At 64.8% G+C, this 16,895-nt stretch carries 12 protein-coding genes and 1 pseudogene; 1 reads left to right on the forward strand and 12 read right to left on the reverse strand.

From position 1 onward, the window contains the following. Both eutC and V6657_RS24210 read right to left on the reverse strand, forming a co-directional pair. Positions 1-792, reverse strand: coding sequence for an ethanolamine ammonia-lyase subunit EutC (gene eutC / locus V6657_RS24205; protein WP_048935492.1), 792 nt, complete (start codon positions 790-792; stop codon positions 1-3). A gap of 9 nt (positions 793-801) precedes the next feature. Next, positions 802-2,184 (reverse strand): ethanolamine ammonia-lyase subunit EutB, encoded by a 1,383-nt coding sequence (locus V6657_RS24210; protein WP_048935456.1) that lies wholly within the window; start codon positions 2,182-2,184, stop codon positions 802-804. Between the two features lie 276 nt (positions 2,185-2,460). Between V6657_RS24210 and fliD the strand changes: the two genes are divergently transcribed. Then, entirely contained in the window at positions 2,461-4,488 is a 2,028-nt protein-coding gene (fliD, locus tag V6657_RS24215) for a flagellar filament capping protein FliD (RefSeq protein WP_048935455.1), read from the forward strand. 23 nt (positions 4,489-4,511) lie between these two features. Here fliD and V6657_RS24220 read toward each other — a convergent pair whose 3' ends face one another. The 10 genes and pseudogenes from V6657_RS24220 to V6657_RS24265 all read right to left on the reverse strand — a co-directional run bounded on the left by V6657_RS24220 (position 4,512) and on the right by V6657_RS24265 (position 16,881). Further along, positions 4,512-4,847: a cupin domain-containing protein gene (locus V6657_RS24220; RefSeq protein ID WP_048935454.1), complete on the reverse strand. Its 336-nt coding sequence runs from the start codon at positions 4,845-4,847 to the stop codon at positions 4,512-4,514. 26 nt (positions 4,848-4,873) lie between these two features. Continuing rightward, positions 4,874-7,660, reverse strand: a complete 2,787-nt coding sequence (locus tag V6657_RS24225; RefSeq protein ID WP_048935453.1) for a DNA translocase FtsK — start codon at positions 7,658-7,660, stop codon at positions 4,874-4,876. A 114-nt stretch (positions 7,661-7,774) separates the two neighbouring features. Further along, on the reverse strand, positions 7,775-8,560 hold the full coding sequence (locus tag V6657_RS24230) for an MHYT domain-containing protein (RefSeq protein WP_048935452.1): 786 nt from the start codon (positions 8,558-8,560) through the stop codon (positions 7,775-7,777). Between the two features lie 339 nt (positions 8,561-8,899). Beyond that, positions 8,900-9,052: pseudogene (locus V6657_RS24235) on the reverse strand (MFS transporter); the annotation flags it as partial. After that, complete coding sequence (locus V6657_RS24240) at positions 9,053-9,934, reverse strand: SMP-30/gluconolactonase/LRE family protein (protein ID WP_048935451.1); 882 nt, start codon at positions 9,932-9,934, stop codon at positions 9,053-9,055. Positions 9,935-9,938: 4 nt separating this feature from the next. Then, positions 9,939-10,793: an NAD(P)-dependent oxidoreductase gene (locus V6657_RS24245; RefSeq protein WP_048935450.1), complete on the reverse strand. Its 855-nt coding sequence runs from the start codon at positions 10,791-10,793 to the stop codon at positions 9,939-9,941. Between the two features lie 3 nt (positions 10,794-10,796). Beyond that, positions 10,797-12,398 (reverse strand): galactarate dehydratase, encoded by a 1,602-nt coding sequence (garD, locus tag V6657_RS24250; protein WP_048935449.1) that lies wholly within the window; start codon positions 12,396-12,398, stop codon positions 10,797-10,799. Positions 12,399-12,434: 36 nt separating this feature from the next. Next, positions 12,435-13,844 (reverse strand): enolase C-terminal domain-like protein, encoded by a 1,410-nt coding sequence (locus V6657_RS24255; protein WP_048935448.1) that lies wholly within the window; start codon positions 13,842-13,844, stop codon positions 12,435-12,437. 19 nt (positions 13,845-13,863) lie between these two features. Next, a complete protein-coding gene (locus tag V6657_RS24260) occupies positions 13,864-15,216 on the reverse strand; it encodes an MFS transporter (RefSeq protein ID WP_048935447.1) in 1,353 nt (450 codons plus the stop codon). Positions 15,217-15,309: 93 nt separating this feature from the next. After that, a complete protein-coding gene (locus tag V6657_RS24265) occupies positions 15,310-16,881 on the reverse strand; it encodes an aldehyde dehydrogenase (NADP(+)) (protein WP_048935446.1) in 1,572 nt (523 codons plus the stop codon). Between the last annotated feature and the right edge of the window lie 14 nt (positions 16,882-16,895).

Genomic DNA, 16,895 nt, shown 5'->3' on the forward strand with positions numbered 1-16,895 from the left:
CTATTCCTTAAGTTGCGCAGTGGTTGGTGCGGCAATGGCATTGGTGACAGGAGTGTCGTCCTTCAGATCGATGCCACTGCGGCCAAGCGCTTGGGCCCCTTTGAGCAGAAAGACGAGTTTGTCCGCGGCCTGGTCATAGCCAAGCCCTGCGGGACGAACGTTCGAGATGCAGTTGCGCTCGGCATCCGTGCGGCCAACGCGTGGCGCATGCGTGAGGTAGATGCCAAGGCTGTCCGGCGAACTCAGCCCAGGGCGCTCGCCGATGAGCATGACCACCTGCCGCGCGCCCAGCAGTTCGCCAATCTCATCGCCCAGCGCCACGCGGGACTGTTCCGCGATGACGACGGGGCCAATCGCCCACTCCGCCGGCAAGCGCTCGCGCACGCTGTGCAGGAGCAGCGCGCCGTGATTGACTGCTGCGAGTGCAGAGAGGCCATCGGCAATCACGAAGACGGTATCGACCGGTTTGGCTGGCCGTGCCGCAGCAAGGCTGGCGCGGCTGGCGTCGCTCAGCCGCCGGCCGAGATCGGGCCGGCACAGATACTGGGCGCGATCTGCGGCTGCGCTATGCACGACCAGGCTGGCGAAGCCCGCTTGTGCAAGCGCGGCTGCCACGGCTGTGCTGTCGAGGGGCTGGTGCACGGCATCGCGGGCTTGTGCGTGCGCCAGGCCAAAGGCGAGCACGGCATCGGTGGTCTGGCTGTTGCCGACCCGGCCGAGTGCGATGCGTGCATCGGTAAACGCGCGCAAGTGCGCCCAAGGGTTGAGCTGAACGAGATTTCGCGTCGACATGGCGGGCATTTACAGCGTGTGAGCCAACTGCAGCAGCGGCTGGCGTGCGGTGGTGTCTAGCAGGCGGCCGGCCATGTCGACAATGCCCATGCCTTGCAGCCAGGCCTCGAACTCTGGCGCGGGCCGCAAGCCCAGCGTGTCGCGCAGGTAGAGGGCGTCATGAAACGACGTGCTCTGGTAGTTCAGCATGATGTCGTCCGCGCCCGGTACGCCCATGATGAAATGAATGCCCGCCACGCCAAACAACGTCAGCAGCGTATCCATGTCGTCCTGGTCGGCTTCAGCGTGGTTGGTGTAGCAGACGTCGCAACCCATCGGCAGGCCCATCAGCTTGCCGCAGAAGTGGTCTTCCAGCCCAGCGCGGATGATCTGCTTGCCGTCATATAGATACTCGGGCCCGATAAAGCCCACCACCGTATTGACCAACAGCGGCGAGAACGCCCGTGCCACTGCGTAGGCACGCGCCTCCATGGTCTGCTGGTCGACGCCGAGGTGTGCGTTGGCAGACAGCGCGCTGCCCTGCCCGGTTTCGAAGTACATCACGTTGTTGCCGACGGTTCCACGCGCCAGGCTCTGCGCGGCGTCGTGCGCCTCCGCCAGCAGCGCCAGACTGATGCCAAACCCCGCATTGGCCTGCTCACTGCCCGCAATGGACTGGAACACCAGATCCACCGGCGCCCCCTGCGCGATGGCGCGCACCGTATTGGTCACGTGGGTCAGCACACAGGATTGCGTGGGAATGGCATAGCGCCCGCGCAACTCATCAACCAGTTGCAGCAGCGAGATGATGGCCCCCAAGTTGTCGGTGGCTGGGTTGATGCCGATGGTGGCGTCACCGCAGCCGTAGAGCAGGCCGTCGATGATCGACGCGGCAATGCCCTTGGGGTCATCCGTCGGGTGATTGGGTTGCAGCCGGACCGACAGGTGACCTGGCAAGCCGATGGTGTTGCGAAAGCGCGTGACCACACGGCACTTGCGGGCCACCGCAATCAGGTCCTGATTGCGCATCAGCTTGCTGACCGCCGCGGCCATCTCCGGCGTAATACCGGGTGCCACCTTTGCCAAGGCCGCACTGTCGGTCTCATGCAGGAGCAGCCAGTTGCGGAATTCCCCCACCGTGAGTGACGCGAGGGGTTTGAAAGCGGAGGTGTCGTGGCTATCCAGGATCAAACGCGTGACCTCGTCGTCCTCGTAGGGCACGAGCGCTTCATTCAGGAAGGTCGGCAGCGGCACGTCGGCCAGCGCCATGCGCGCGGCCATGCGTTCGGCCTCGCTGGTGGCGGCCAGGCCGGCAAGGTAATCGCCCGAGCGTGCCGGGCTGGCCTTGGCCAGCAGCGTCTTGAGGTCGTTGAATACGTGGCGCTGTGCGCCGACGGTGTGGGAAAAGTGCATGATGGGATACACGCTTGATCAGTGCGGCGTTGCAACGTCTACCGTCTCACTTTAGGCGCCGGCAGCCCTGGCGCTTATGAAGACTGCGGGGTTGGCTCACTTACCGTTTGAAACGGCGGCGCCCCTCCTCCCGGCCGACCTCCTCCTCGCATTCTTTCTGTTCCCTGACGAAATCCGCATATAGAGTCTGCCTAGACAGGGTTTGCCCTTAAGAAGTGCGCTTGGCTGCCGTCACATTGTGAAGAAACAACCGTTTGCGCGCGCGCGTTCTCACCCATGGCGACGACCAACACCTATATCCCACCGATTTCCATCCCGGGCATCGGCACGAGCATCGATGTCAACACCCTCGTCACCAAGCTGATGCAAGCTGAAGGCAAGGGGATGGTGGTTCATCAGAACCAGCAGAAGGTCTTCCAGGCTCAGCTTTCTGCCGTGGGTTCACTCAAGGGCGCACTGTCGACCTTTCAGACGGCGATGGCCAACCTGACCAACGCTGACACCTTCAGCGGCATGAAGGCCAGCGGGCACGACACGTCGATCCTGAACGTCAACGTGGGCAGCACGGCGCCGTCGGGCACGTACAACGTCAAGGTGACGCAGCTTGCACAGGCGCAGGTGCTCAGCGCGCAGGGCCAGGCATCCAACAAGGTGCCTGTCGGTAGCGGCACGCCCACCACGATCTCGTTCTCGTTCGGCACGGTGTCGGGCGGCACGTTGACCAACGGCAAGTACAACGGCGCCACGTTCACGCAGAACGGCAATCTGGCGGGCGGCTCCATCAAGATCGATGCGTCCAACAACACGTTGTCAGGCATCCGGGACGCCATCAACTCGGCCAATCTGGGCGTGTCGGCCAGCATCGTCAATGACGGCAGCGGCAATCCGTACCGCCTGGTGCTGACCTCCACCGCCGGCGGTGCCAATTCTGAGATGAAGATTTCGGTGTCGGGGGATTCGACACTGCAATCGCTGCTGGCGCATGATCCGGCTGGCACGCAAAACATGACCGAAGTGGCGACGGGCCAGAACGCCCTGGCCAACGTCAACGGCATTGATGTGCAAAGCCCCACCAACACCCTCACGGATGTGGTGGATGGCACGTCGTTCACGCTGTCCAAGACCGGCAACACGACCGTAACGGTCGGCAACGATGCCGGCCAGGCCAGCGCGTCGGTGCTCAATTTCGTCAAGGCTTACAACGCGCTGCGTATCCAGCTCAACTCGCTGACCAAGTTCGATACCGCCAACGCAGCCAACAACGGCGCGCTGGCGGGGGATGTCAGCACCAAGGCGCTCATCAACCAGGTAACGGATGTGCTGGGCCAGGGGATCGGCAGCGGCGCGTTTCAATCGCTGGGCAGCATTGGCGTGACGATGGACAAGGAAGGCACGCTGTCGATCGACGACAGCAAACTCACCGCGGCCCTCAAGAAGTCGCCCAGCCAGGTGGCCGCCCTGTTTGCGGGTACCGGTACGGCAACGGACTCGATGCTCAAGGTCGCGGCGTTCTCCAACACCACGCAGGCGGGCAACTACGCTATCAATGTCACGCAACTGGCAACGCAGGGTTCGCTCAAGGGCTCGGCGCCGGCCAATACGACCATTCAGAGCGGCGTGAACGACAGCCTGTCGGTCACGCTCAGCGGCATCACCACCAGCATCAAGGTGCCGGCCGGCAGCTATACGCCGCAGAGCCTGGCTACGCAGATCCAGAGCCAGATCAACGCATCGCCTGACCTGCAGAGGGCCAAGGTGGATGTGTCGATTGCGGCGGATGCCAACGGCGTGCTGACCTTCACTGATCGGCAATACGGCTCGATTTCAACCGTGTCGGTGTCGGGCAATGGCGCGGCGTCGCTGTTGGGCGGCAGCCCCACCGCCACGGCTGGGCGCGACGTGCAAGGCACCATCAACGGCGTGGCAGCCACCGGCTCCGGGCAGAACCTGTACGGCGCCAACGGCTCTGCAGCCGACGGCCTGACCGTGCAGGTGATGGGCGGCGCGTTGGGCGACCGTGGCAGCGTGACGGTCCAGCGTGGTTACGCAGCACAACTGCACACCGTGTCGACCAATCTGCTGGCAGACAAAGGCATGGTGCAGAACGCCACCGATGCCATCAACAGCTCGCTGACGTCGCTGTCCAACCAGATGACGCAGATGCAGCGCCAGTTGGACGCCAAGCAGGCGCTCTACTACGCGCAGTTCAACGCGCTGTCGAAAGTTGTGGCCGGCATGACGAACACCAGCAACTACCTGACGCAGCAATTGGCAATTCTGCAGAAGCAGCGTACGGGCGGCTAAGCTGACGTGAGGCGGCCCCGTATTCAACCAGCGCCGTAGTGCACGGCCAGCCAGACGGTCGGTCGGCTGGTATCAGTCCATGCCACCCGGTGCCGACAATGCGCGGGAAGGTGTAGCCAGGCACCCGGCCGCAACAGGCGCGGTTCCGTTTCGCCCTCGATCTGCACCGCCGCGCTGCCCTCCATCAGCAGCACCCATTCTTCCTGGGCACTGTCGTACCAGAAGCCGGGCGGGCTGGCCTGCCCATTGGAGACGATGCGCTCGATCTTCAGCCCGGGGCGCTCCAGCAGCGCGGTGAGGACCTCTTCGGGAGCTCCGGCCGGTACATCAGCGAAGAGATTGCCCTGGTTCTCGCCCATCGCTTGTCTCCATGCGGTGGCGGCGCTTAATCGCCGCCGCCCGGTGCCAGTACCTCGCGTTGGCCGTTGCGGCCCATGGGCGACACCAGCCCTGCGGCTTCCATCTGCTCGATGAGCCGTGCGGCGCGGTTGTAGCCGATGCGCAATTGCCGCTGCACGGAAGAAATCGAAGCGCGCCTCGTGTTCAGTACAAACGCCGCAGCTTCGTCATAGAGCGGGTCGGCTTCTGCATCGCCACCCTCGCCACCGAACAGGTCGCCGCTGGCAGCGGCCTCGCCCGGGTCGCCGGCCAGGATGGCTTCATCGTACTCGGGCTCGCCGAACTGCTTCCAGTGTTCGACCACGCGGTGGACTTCTTCATCGGCCACAAAAGCGCCGTGCACGCGTTGCGGATACCCGGTGCCCGGCGGCAGGAACAGCATGTCACCCTGGCCAAGCAGCGATTCCGCGCCCATCTGATCGAGAATCGTGCGCGAATCAATCTTGGACGACACCTGGAACGCCACGCGCGTCGGGATGTTGGCCTTGATCAGCCCGGTGATGACGTCCACCGACGGACGCTGCGTCGCCAGGATCAGGTGAATGCCCGCCGCCCGCGCCTTCTGCGCCAGGCGCGCAATCAGTTCCTCAATCTTCTTGCCGGCCACCATCATCAGGTCGGCCAGCTCGTCGATCACCACCACGATCAACGGCAGCGTGGAAAGCGGCTCCGGCGCTTCAGGCGTCAGCGAGAACGGGTTTGGCACCTTGCGGCCAGCCTGCTCTGCCGCGCGGATCTTCTGGTTGTAGCCGGCCAGATTGCGCACGCCCAGGGTCGACATCAGGCGGTAGCGCTTCTCCATTTCGCCCACGCACCAGTTGAGCGCGTGCGCGGCCTGCTTCATGTCGGTCACGACTGGCGCGAGCAGATGCGGAATGCCCTCGTACACCGAGAGCTCCAGCATCTTCGGGTCGATCATGATCATGCGCACGTCGTCGGGCGTGGCCTTGTACAGCATCGACAGGATCATCGCGTTGACGGCCACCGACTTGCCCGAGCCCGTTGTGCCGGCCACCAGCAGGTGCGGCGCACGTGCGAGGTCCGTCACCACCGGGTTGCCGGTGATGTCCTTGCCCATGGCCAGCACGAGGTGTGAGGCGTGCGACTGGAAATCCGCCGCGTTCACGACTTCCGACAGGCGGATCATTTCGCGGCGGGCGTTGGGCAGTTCCAGGCCCATGCAGGTCTTGCCGGGGATGGTTTCAACCACGCGGATGGAGGTCACGCCCAGCGCGCGCGCCAGATCCTTCATCAACCCCACCACCTGCGCACCGCGCACGCCGATGGCCGGATCGACCTCAAAACGCGTGATGACCGGGCCAGCCGAGGCACCGACCACCGTCACCGGCACCTTGAACTCGGCCAGGCGCTGGGTAATCAGGTTGCTGGTCTCGTCCAGGTGTTCGGGGGAGACGGACTCGGTGTTGGCGGAAGCGGCCGTCAGCAGTGCGGCGCCCGGCAGGCGATAGTCCACATAGCGCGGCACGACAGGGGCCGGCGCAGGCACGGGGGCAGCCACGGCAGCGGCCTGCGGCACCGCGCGTGAGACCACGTTGCCCACCACAGCGGGCAGAACGATGCGCGGCTTGGTGGCCGGTGCTGCAACGGGCGATGGCTCCAGCTCTTCCAGCGATGGCTCGGCGGCAGGTGCCTCAGGCATCGGCAACGCTTCGACAATCGGCTCCAGTTCAGCGGTGTCGACTTCGACTTCGGCGTCGACTCCAGCTTCAGTTTCAACTTCGACAGCGCTCGGCGTTGGGTCAGGCGTCGTCTCGGGCGTCGCGGGTGCAGGTGTGATCAGACCGCGCAGTTCCGCCAGCAGTGCTTCGGCTTCCTGGCGCACCGCCTCCAGATCCACTGTCTGCGCCTCGGGTGCCGCTTCCTGCGTCTCAACGGTCTCCACTTCCGGATGGTCTGTCATGACCGTTTCGACAACAGGTTCATCGGTGGCCTTGGGCGGCTCGGGAGGTGTCTCCACTTGCGCGGTCACAGGCGCCGGTTGCATTTGCGGGCGCAGTCCCAACTGAGGCTGATGGAACGGGCTGCTGACGATCGTGGCGCGCGGCTTGGGGCGAGCCGTTGCGGACGCAGGCGCTGGAGAAGGCATCGCTGCAGGTGCCGGCGCCGATTTTGTGTCGACGGCAGGATTGGCAGCCGCAGCCTTCTGCGCATCGAGCAGCGGCCAGATCTCGCCTGGCTGCGGCGGCGACGGACGCGTGCGCGGCGGCGGTTGCCACGTCGGCTGGCGGCGGGCAGAAACGGCTTCGATGCCACGGTGGCGCACAGTCGGCTGCGCAGGGCCGGCGTTGCCGGTCCAATGGGCTTGCGCAGCGCCGCCCAGGCCAAGCGCAGTCGGCTTCAGGCTCTCGTCATGCGGTTCTTCATGATCCGGGGCGGGCTCGTCGAGTGCATCTTCCTGCACGGCGCGGCTGCGATTGAACAGCTGCCGCCACGATCGTCCAAACACCATGGGTGCCACCCAGACCAGCACGCCGAGCATCAGGAGGAAGGCGCCAGTCCAGCCCAGCATGTGGGAGAACAGCGCCGACAGGGCGCGCCCTGCTGCTCCGCCGGCCTTGTCCTGCGGATCGGCGCCCGAGGTGAGCGCTTCGAGCGTTGCGCTGGTGCACAGCGCCACAACCGTGACCAGCCAGAGCCGCACGGTGCCCCGGCCCGTGAGGAAGCCGCGCTCCCCCGCCAGTGCACGCGTCGCATACCGCCACACCATCGGCAGCAGCCACACGGTAGAAATGCCAAACCAGCCAAGCCCCATTTCGAAATGCCATCTACGAATCCAAGCCCGCGATTGTAGCGGGCGGGCGCGGGCAAAATGAAAACGCCCAGCCAAAAAATACATGGCTGGGCGCTTCGTGCGGCCGTGTTGACGTCAGCGCGTGCCGCCGGCCACTGCTGTGTGCGTGCTGCTTGTGCTACGCGTGGCCTCAATCAACAGGATGATCATCAGGATCGTGCCCGCCAGCGCAAACACCGCGTAGCCGATGTTGGCACCCTCGATGGCAAGCAGCGCAGGTGAATAGCTCCGTCCTGTGCAGATCATGGTGCCGGCGGTCATGCCCGTGTAGTGCATGCCGCAAACGGCCACCCCCATGATGAGCGCTGCCCCCAACTGTTGGCCGCGCGTCTTGACGGTCGTTGCCAGCCACAGCGCCACGACGGACACCACCACCGCGATCAACGCCGAGAACCCCATGATGGAGATGTTCCAGTCGAATGTGCTGTTGGTGTGCACGGCGGCCATGCCGGTGTAGTGCATGACCGCCACGCCCAGGCCGGTCACCACCCCGCCTTCGGCGATGTTCTTCAGGCGGTTGCCAGTGGGACGCGAGGCCAGCACCAACCCGGCCCCGGCAAACACCATCACGACCAGCAGCGACAGCACGGTCTGCAAGAGGCCAAACTCGATCCGCACCGGTGTTCGGTAGGCCGCCATGCCGATGAAGTGCATGGACCAGACGGCACCCCCACCCAGCGCCACACTTGCGCAGATCAGCCGGTCTGTATCGATGCTGCCGTTCTTGTTGCGTATGCGTCTGGACCATCGCAGGCCCACATACGCGCCCACCACTGAGATGAGATACGACAGCCCGACCAGCGGCCAGTCGTACTCATAGGGCACGATCGCGCCCGGCACCGCTTCAAAGCCGTAGAACATGGCACACCCTCCCGTTTCAACACCAGAAAAGCCGCCGGATTGCCGGGCGGCGTCGGCTGGCTGCCCGGTGTTCTGGGTAGCCACGTTTTCGTTCTGTTTTCGTTGGAATGGAATGGCCGCTGTGGGTCGCGATGCAGCCGTCGGTGGGCAGTATGTCGAGGTGATTTTGCCTAGCCAATCACCTGATCTAGGTAACTTTTGCAGCGTATGGGCGATTGCCACGCGCCATGAGAAACGCGTTTCGCGGCAAGCACGTTTTTCCGGCTTGCCGCGTGCGTTTTAGAGGATGTGCTCAGTCATTCAACCCATCAACTGCCCAGTGCACCTGCAGCAGAAGTGTGAAGTCACCAGCGACACCGAGAAGCACTTCTGAAACCACGGTGCGGGGTAGCCACCCAATACGCAACCGATATCCGCAGCCAGGAACGGCAGCCACGCGAACAAGGCAATCTCGTTGAGATTCATGTGCCGCTCGGTGGCGAGGTACGGCGGTTAGCAATGCATGGCAGGTTCCGGTAGTCCGGTCACGCCCGGGCGCACGGCAAACGTGGCGCCCGAGAGCGGGTCGTTGTCGATGCGGATCGACGTGACGAACAGGGTGTCCAGCCCGGGGCCACCGAAGGCACACATGGCGGGCTTTGCAGCAGGAATGGCAATGCTGCGATCGAGCTGGCCGTCTGGCGTAAAGCGGTGGACGAGACCGGCATCGTTGCCGCAGATCCAGTAGCAGCCGTCGGCATCCACGGCGGCGCCATCGGGGCGACCGGGGTGGGCGCGCATGTCGATGAAGACGCGGCGGTTATGCGGCGTGCCGGTGTCGATGTCGTAGTCGAATGCCCAGACAGTCTGGCGGCTGGCGTGTGAATCCGACAGGTACATCGTGCGGCCATCGGGGCTGAAGGCCAGGCCGTTCGGGACGATCAGGTCGTCGATGACGGCTTCCACACGGCGCGCGGCTGCATCGAGGCGATAGAGCTTGCCGGCGGGCACACCCAACGCGGTGTCGAACACCATCGTGCCCGCCCAGAGGCGGCCTTGACGGTCGCATCGGCCATCGTTGAAGCGCATGTCGGGGCGCGCATGTTCCACCGTGGCGAGGCGCTCCAGCGGTGCAAGCGCAACGTCTGCTTTCGGCTGCTGCGCGCGGAAGATGCCGGTCTCCATGGCCAGGGCCCAGCCACCGGACGTCATGGCGATGCAGCCTGCCATTTCGGGCAACGTCCATGCGTCGCAATGGCCTGTGGATGCGTTCCAGCGCCACAGCGTGCGCCCTGGAATGTCTGTCCAATACAGCGCCTGCTCCCCGTGGTGCCACACCGGGCTTTCGCCGACACCGCAGTGCATCGTGCCGATGCGTTCTACATTTGCATGCATCGGGTCAGTCTCCGAACGGGCCGGCTTTGACGAAGGCGCCGCCTTGATACAGCGCGGCCGGATCGTCCGCGGGCAGCGGCGGTTGTGCTTCGACCTGCGTGCGGAAGATCTCGCTGGTCTCGGTGGGCACATAGCCGAGGTGGGCGGCGTAGCGGTTGTCCCACCAGCGGTCTCGGTTGGCCGACATGCCGTAGACCACCGTAAAACCAACCTTTGGCACGAATACGGCGCGGCGGATCAGTTGCTCCAGATCGTCGTAGCCCAGCCACGTGACCAGCATGCGACGGTCCTGGGGCTCGGCAAACGACGAGCCAATGCGGATGGCCACCGTCTCAATGCCATAGCGGTCGAAATAGAAGCTGGCGAGCTGTTCGCCAAAGACCTTGCTCAAACCGTAGTAACCATCGGGCTTGGTCGGCACCGTGTTGTCGATGACCTCGCCCTGCTTGTAGAAGCCGATGGTGTGATTGGAGCTGGCGAACACGATGCGGCGCACACCGTGGCGACGCGCGGCCTCGTACAGGTTGTAGACGCCCTGGATGTTGGCCGGCAGGATCTCTTCAAATGGGCGCTCGACCGAGATGCCGCCCAGGTGCACGATGGCATCCGTGCCTGCCACGAGCGCGTCAACTGCGTGCGGATCGGCCAGGTTGCAAGGGATGACCTCCTCGCCCTTGCGCGCGGCGCCCAGGTCTGAGATGTCGGAAATGCGCAGGACGTCGGCGTACTTCGGCAGGCGCTCGCGCAGCACCTTGCCCAGATTGCCGCCCGCGCCCGTCAGCAGCAGACGATGGCAGCGGGTGGAGATGCCTGCCAGCGGATCGGCTTGCACAGGCGTGTCGGTATGGGTCACAGTCATAGATCAGGTTACGGGAGCGGGGTTGAACAGCGCGAGCGCATTATGCAAGCCGAGCTTGTCGGCGCAGACTTGCTTGCGGCCGCTGGCCACGTCGAGAATCAGGTGGAACAGCTCCCAGCCGATGTCGGCAATGCTGGCTTCACCCGTGGCGATGCGGCCGGCGTCGAGGTCGATCAGGTCATGCCAGCGCTCAGAGAGCGCCTTGCGTGTCGACACCTTGATGACAGGCGCCATGGCCAGGCCGTACGGCGTGCCGCGTCCGGTGGTGAACACCTGCAGGTTCATGCCCGAGGCGAGCTGCAGCGTGCCGCACACAAAGTCGCTGGCCGGTGTGGCGGCAAAGATCAGGCCCTTGCGGCGTACTTTTTCGCCGGGGCCGAGTACGTCGACGATGGCTGTGCTGCCGGATTTGACGATGGAGCCCAGCGCCTTCTCGACCACGTTGGAGAGCCCGCCCTTCTTGTTGCCCGGCGATGGGTTAGCGCTGCGATCGGTTTGGCCGCCGCTCAGGTAGTCGTCGTACCACGCCATTTCGCGCAGCAATGCACGGCCGACGTCTTCGCTGACGGCGCGCGGCGTGAGCAGGTGGATGGCGTCCCGCACTTCGGTCACTTCCGAGAACATCACCGTGCCGCCAGCGCGCACGATCAAATCGGCCGCAAAGCCAACGGCCGGATTGGCCGTCACGCCGGAAAACGCATCGCTGCCACCGCATTGCACACCCACCACCAGATCGGAGGCGGGACAGGTTTCGCGCTGGCGCTTGTTGAGGTGTTCCAGTCGGCGCTCGGCCATCTCCATGATGGCATCAGTCATGCCGATGAAGCCGTCGAATGCTTCGTCTTGCAGACGCAGCACGGGGGAGTCTGCCGTGCCAGCAACCTCGATGGGAATGCGGCCACCGGGAGCGAGCTTTTCCGGCACGAGGCGCTCGGGCACGAGCTTTTCGCAGCCCAGGCCGATCACCATGATCTCGCCGCCAAAGTTCGGGTTGAGCGCAAGGTTCTGCAGCGTACGGATCGGCACGATGGCCGCCGGCGCGTTGATGGCCACGCCGCAGCCGTACACGTGGTTGAGTGCAACTACGTCATCGACGTTCGGGTAGCGCGGCAACAGTTCACGCTTGATGCGGCCGACCACGTAGTCCGTCACGCCGGCCACGCACTGCACACTGGTCATGATGCCGAGCACGTTCTTCGTGCCGACCGTGCCGTCTGCGTTGCGGTAACCCTCGAAGGTGTAGCCCTCGAGCTTTGCCAGTTTGGGATCGGGGCGTGTGGCAAGGGGCAGCTCGTCGAGCGCCGGCGCGGACGGCAGCTTCACGGCATGCTCGTTGATCCAGCTGCCACGCGGCAGCGGCTTGACGGCATAGCCGATCACCTCGCCGTAGCGGATGACGGCATCGCCTTCTGCAAGGTCAGTCAATGCCACCTTGTGCCCTTGCGGTACGCCTTCGACCAGCACGGTGCCGTCGGCCAGTGCCGTGCCGGCAGGCAAGCCGCGCGCGTTGACGACGATGGCGACGTTGTCGCCGTCATGTACACGGATCGTCAGCGCTTTTTCGGTTTCAGTGCCAGCCTCGGCGGCCAGCGTAGATTCGGACATCACAGACTCCGGAATCGGGTGAAGCAATCAAACGGGTCAGCGCCCAAGGCTTGGGCGCTTGGGGTCATACGTCCAGCCTGGCACGAGGTATTGCATGGCCATGGCATCGTCGCGCGCGCCAGGGCCCAGGGTTTTGTACAGCGCATGGGCCGCCATGACGCGGTCCATGTCGATCTCGATGCCCAGACCCGGGCGGTCCGGCACAGCCACGTGACCGCCCTGGATGCTCAGCGGCTCGCGTGTCAGGCGCTCTTCGGCTTCCTGCCAGATCCAGTGGGTATCGATGGCGGTGATGTTGCCCGGTGCGGCGGCGGCCACATGCGTGAACATCGCCAGCGAGACATCGAAGTGGTTATTGGAATGCGAGCCCCATGTGAGCCCCCATTCATCGCACAACTGCGCAACGCGCACGGACCCCTGCATCGTCCAGAAGTGCGGATCGGCCAGTGGAATATCCACGGCGTGCAGCGGGATCGCGTGACCCATCTGCCGCCAGTCGGTGGCGATCATGTTGGTGGCGGTCGGGATGCCGGTGGCGCGCTTGAATTCGGCCATGATCTCGCGCCCCGAGTAGCCGGCTTCCGGGCCGCAGGGGTCTTCGGCATAGGCCAGCAGGTGGCCCTGTCCTTTGCACAGGGCAATCGCCTCGTTCAGCGACCAGGCACCGTTCGGGTCCAGCGTGACACGTGCGTGCGGGAAGCGCGCCTTGATGGCGGCAATCGCCTCCATCTCTTCCGCGCCGCGCATCACACCGCCCTTGAGCTTGAAGTCGGCAAAGCCATAACGCTCGGAGGCGGCCTCCGCCAGGCGGGCGATGGCCTCCGGCGTCATGGCGGCTTCGTGGCGCAAACGCAGCCAATCATCCGCACCGTTTTTCCCGTCCAGATACGGTAGATCCGTCTTGCGGCGGTCGCCCACGTAGAACAGGTAAGCAAGCATCGGGGCCGAGTCGCGCTGCTGTCCGGCGCCCAGCAGTTCCGCTACCGGCACCTCCAGGCACTGGCCAAGCAGGTCCAGCAGCGCGGCTTCCACTGCCGTGATGACGTTGTCCATGCGCAGGTTGATTTCGTGCGGCTGGCGCAGCACAGCGGCTTCTGAGGCGGACGTCACCTGATGCACCGTTGCCTGATGTGCGGCATTGCCGCCGCCTGCCAGTGCGCGGCGGATGCCGTTCAGCACGCCGTTGGTGCGGCCGATGGATTGCCCAACCACCAGCGGAATCACGCGCTCCAGCGCCTGGCGGATGCCCTCCCCGCCCGGCACCTCGCCCACGCCGGTGCGCCCGGCGTTGTCCTTCAGGATGACGAGGTTACGGGTGAAGAACGGGGCATGCGCGCCACACAGGTTCAACAGCATGCTGTCGCGCCCGGCAACGGGAATCACCTGCATCTCCGTCACACGTGGCGTGCTGGTGCGTGCGCCGGATTCGATCGATTGCAACGTCACAACGGCGTCTCCTGTCGGCTTACAGTGGCTTGAGTTCGACGCGTTTGATCTCGCCCACCATCACCAGGTAGCAGAGGATCGCCACCGCAGCATGGATACCCACGTACACCAACGCCCCGTTGAACGAGCCCGTGGTATTGACGATGTAGCCGATGGCGATGGGGGTCGTGATGCTCGACAGGTTGCCAAAGGTGTTCATCAGCGCACCCGACAGCCCGGCAATCTGCTTGGGTGCCGTGTCGGAGTTGACGGCCCAGCCCAGCGCACCCAGGCCCTTGCCGAAGAACGACAACGCCATCACCGCCACCACAATGGTCTGTGCATCCACGTAGTTGCAGATCACCATGCTCATGGAGAGCAGCATGCCCAGCACGATCGGCACCTTGCGCGCCACTGACAGCGATGCCCCCTTGCGCAGCAGTGCATCGGAAATGATCCCGCCCAGAATGCCGCCGAGGAAGCCGCACACCGCCGGAATCGACGCCACGAAGCCCGCCTTAAGGATCGACATGCCGCGCGCCTGCACCAGGTACACCGGAAACCACGTGATGAAGAAGTACGTGAGCGCGTTGATGCAGTACTGCGCGATGTACACCCCCATCAGCATGCGGTTGCCAAGCAGTTGCTTGACGTAGCCGAGGTTCGGCCCTTCGGTCTTGGCCACGCCAGCGCGGTCCATGTTGACCAGGCCGCCGCCGGCTTCGATGTACTCGATCTCGGCACGGTTGATGCCGGGGTGGTCCTTCGGATCGTGCACGAAGGTCTTCCACACGAAGGCCATGACAATGCCGATCACGCCCATCATGATAAACACATGGTGCCAGCCGAACTCGTGCACCAGCCATGCCATCAACGGGGCAAACACCACCGTAGCTGCGTACTGTGCTGAATTGAAGATGGCCGACGCCGTGCCCCGTTCATTGGCCGGGAACCATGCCGCGACGATGCGGCTGTTGGCTGGGAAGGACGGCGCCTCTGCTGCCCCCACCAGAAAGCGCAGGCAAAACACCATGGTGATGGCCGCCGCGCCCGTAAAGAAGCCGACTGCGCCCTGCGCCAGGGTGAACAGCGACCACAGCAGGATGCTGAAAGTGTACACGCGCTTGGAGCCGAAGCGGTCGAGCAGCCAGCCGCCCGGAATCTGCGCAATCACATAGGCCCAGCCGAATGCCGAGAAGATGTAGCCGAGCGACACGGCATCGATGCCGAGCTCCTTCTGCATGGCTGAGCCTGCAATGGAGATGGTCGCGCGATCGGCATAGTTGATGGTCGTCACGATGAACAGCATCGCGAGGATCACGAAGCGCACGCGAGTCATGCGCTCGGTGCGCGGCACGCTCTGCGCTCCCACAGCTGGGGCTTTGATATCCATTGTCTCCTCCATCGTCCGGCGCCAGATGCGCCGGGGTTCAAGCTGCCGGGTCCTGTGCGGCCCGGCTTTTTTATTCGCTTGCTGACTGCTTGGTTACTGCCACTGCCCGTCGACCAGACGGCGCAGATTCAGCGGATTCGCGTCTTGCAGCGCCTGCGGCAGCAGTTCTGCCGGCAGATCCTGGTAGCACACCGGGCGCAGGAAGCGCTCGATGGCTGCCGTGCCGACCGAGGTCGTGCGCGAATCGGTTGTGGCGGGCCACGGGCCGCCGTGCACCATGGCCTGGCACACCTCAACGCCGGTCGGCCAGCCATTGGCCAGGATGCGGCCCGCCTTGCGCTCCAGGATCGGCAGCAGCGAACGGGCGATCGCCGTATCGCCGGCATCCAGATGCAGCGTAGCGGTCAACTGGCCTTCCAGCGATTCGGCCAGCGCACGCAGCTCTTCCGCATCGCGGCAACGCACGACCAGACCGGTGGCGCCGAAGATCTCGTCGTGCAGAGTCGGCTGGGCCTGGAAGCTCTTGGCATCCGTGGTGTAGAAGCCGGCCTGCCCGCGGTTGGGCTGGTCGCTGTCCTGTCCGCGTGCAACGCAACGCACGTTGGCTTCGCCTGCCAGCTTGTCGACACCGCGCGTGTACGCAGCGTGAATGCCGGCGGTGAGCATCGGTTGTGCAGCGGCTCCGGCCATGGCGGCAGCGGCAGCGGCTTCAAATGCGTCGAGATCCGGCCCATCGATCGCAAGCAGCAGGCCCGGGTTCGTACAGAACTGACCAGCGCCCATCGTGAGGGACGCCACGTACTGTTGCCCCAACGCGGCGGCACGCTTGGCCAACGCATCCGGCAGCAGGAAAACGGGGTTGATGGCGCTCAGTTCGCCATAGACGGGAATCGGCTGCGGACGCGCCTGCGCAATGCGCAGCAGTGCCTGACCGCCAGCACGCGAACCGGTAAAGCCCACCGCCTGGATGCGCGGATCGGCCACCAGGGCGCCTGCCACATCGTTGTCGGCCAGGATGAGCGAGAACACGCCTTCGGGCAGGCCGCACTGGGCAACCGCCGCCTGGATGGCGCGGCCCACCAGCTCGGACGTCCCCGGATGTGCCGGATGCGCCTTCACGACGACCGGGCAACCGGCTGCCAGCGCCGACGCGGTATCGCCACCGGCCACAGAGAACGCCAGCGGGAAGTTGCTCGCGCCAAACACGGCCACTGGGCCCAGCGCGATACGGCGCAGGCGCAGGTCGGAACGGGGCAACGGCTTACGCTCGGGCAGTGCCGAATCGAGGCGTGCGCCCACGGCATCGCCGGCACGTACCACGTTCGCAAACAGGCGGAGTTGGCCGCACGTGCGGCCGCGCTCGCCTTCCAGACGGGCACGCGGCAGTGCGGATTCGGCCATCGCGCGCTCGATCAGCGCATCGCCCAGCGCTTCGATCTGGCTGGCGATGGCTTCCAAAAACGCAGCACGCACTTCCGGCGCAGTCTCGCGGTAAACGTCAAAAGCCGCGGCGGCCAGTTCAGCGGCACGCGCGGCATCGGCCTTGGAGGCCAGGGTGAATTCGGGTTCGAGCCATTCCCCGGTGGCGGGGTTCATGGCGCGAACCGTGCCGGCACCGCCCGCAACGCGGGCAGCACCCAGCAGCAGTTCGCCGCTCAAGGTCATAGTGGGTTCCTTGT

The organism is Ralstonia sp. RRA, from assembly GCF_037023145.1.
Lineage (GTDB): Bacteria > Pseudomonadota > Gammaproteobacteria > Burkholderiales > Burkholderiaceae > Ralstonia.

Coding starts and splice junctions, on each gene's coding strand:
- V6657_RS24210 (WP_048935456.1), bottom strand. CDS start 2,184: ATGCACTTTTCCCACACCGTCGGCGCACAGCGCCACGTATTCAACGAC.
- V6657_RS24260 (WP_048935447.1), bottom strand. CDS start 15,216: ATGGATATCAAAGCCCCAGCTGTGGGAGCGCAGAGCGTGCCGCGCACC.
- V6657_RS24240 (WP_048935451.1), bottom strand. CDS start 9,934: ATGCATGCAAATGTAGAACGCATCGGCACGATGCACTGCGGTGTCGGC.
- fliD (WP_048935455.1), top strand. CDS start 2,461: ATGGCGACGACCAACACCTATATCCCACCGATTTCCATCCCGGGCATC.
- V6657_RS24245 (WP_048935450.1), bottom strand. CDS start 10,793: ATGACTGTGACCCATACCGACACGCCTGTGCAAGCCGATCCGCTGGCA.
- V6657_RS24265 (WP_048935446.1), bottom strand. CDS start 16,881: ATGACCTTGAGCGGCGAACTGCTGCTGGGTGCTGCCCGCGTTGCGGGC.
- garD (WP_048935449.1), bottom strand. CDS start 12,398: ATGTCCGAATCTACGCTGGCCGCCGAGGCTGGCACTGAAACCGAAAAA.
- V6657_RS24230 (WP_048935452.1), bottom strand. CDS start 8,560: ATGTTCTACGGCTTTGAAGCGGTGCCGGGCGCGATCGTGCCCTATGAG.
- eutC (WP_048935492.1), bottom strand. CDS start 792: ATGTCGACGCGAAATCTCGTTCAGCTCAACCCTTGGGCGCACTTGCGC.
- V6657_RS24225 (WP_048935453.1), bottom strand. CDS start 7,660: ATGGGGCTTGGCTGGTTTGGCATTTCTACCGTGTGGCTGCTGCCGATG.
- V6657_RS24220 (WP_048935454.1), bottom strand. CDS start 4,847: ATGGGCGAGAACCAGGGCAATCTCTTCGCTGATGTACCGGCCGGAGCT.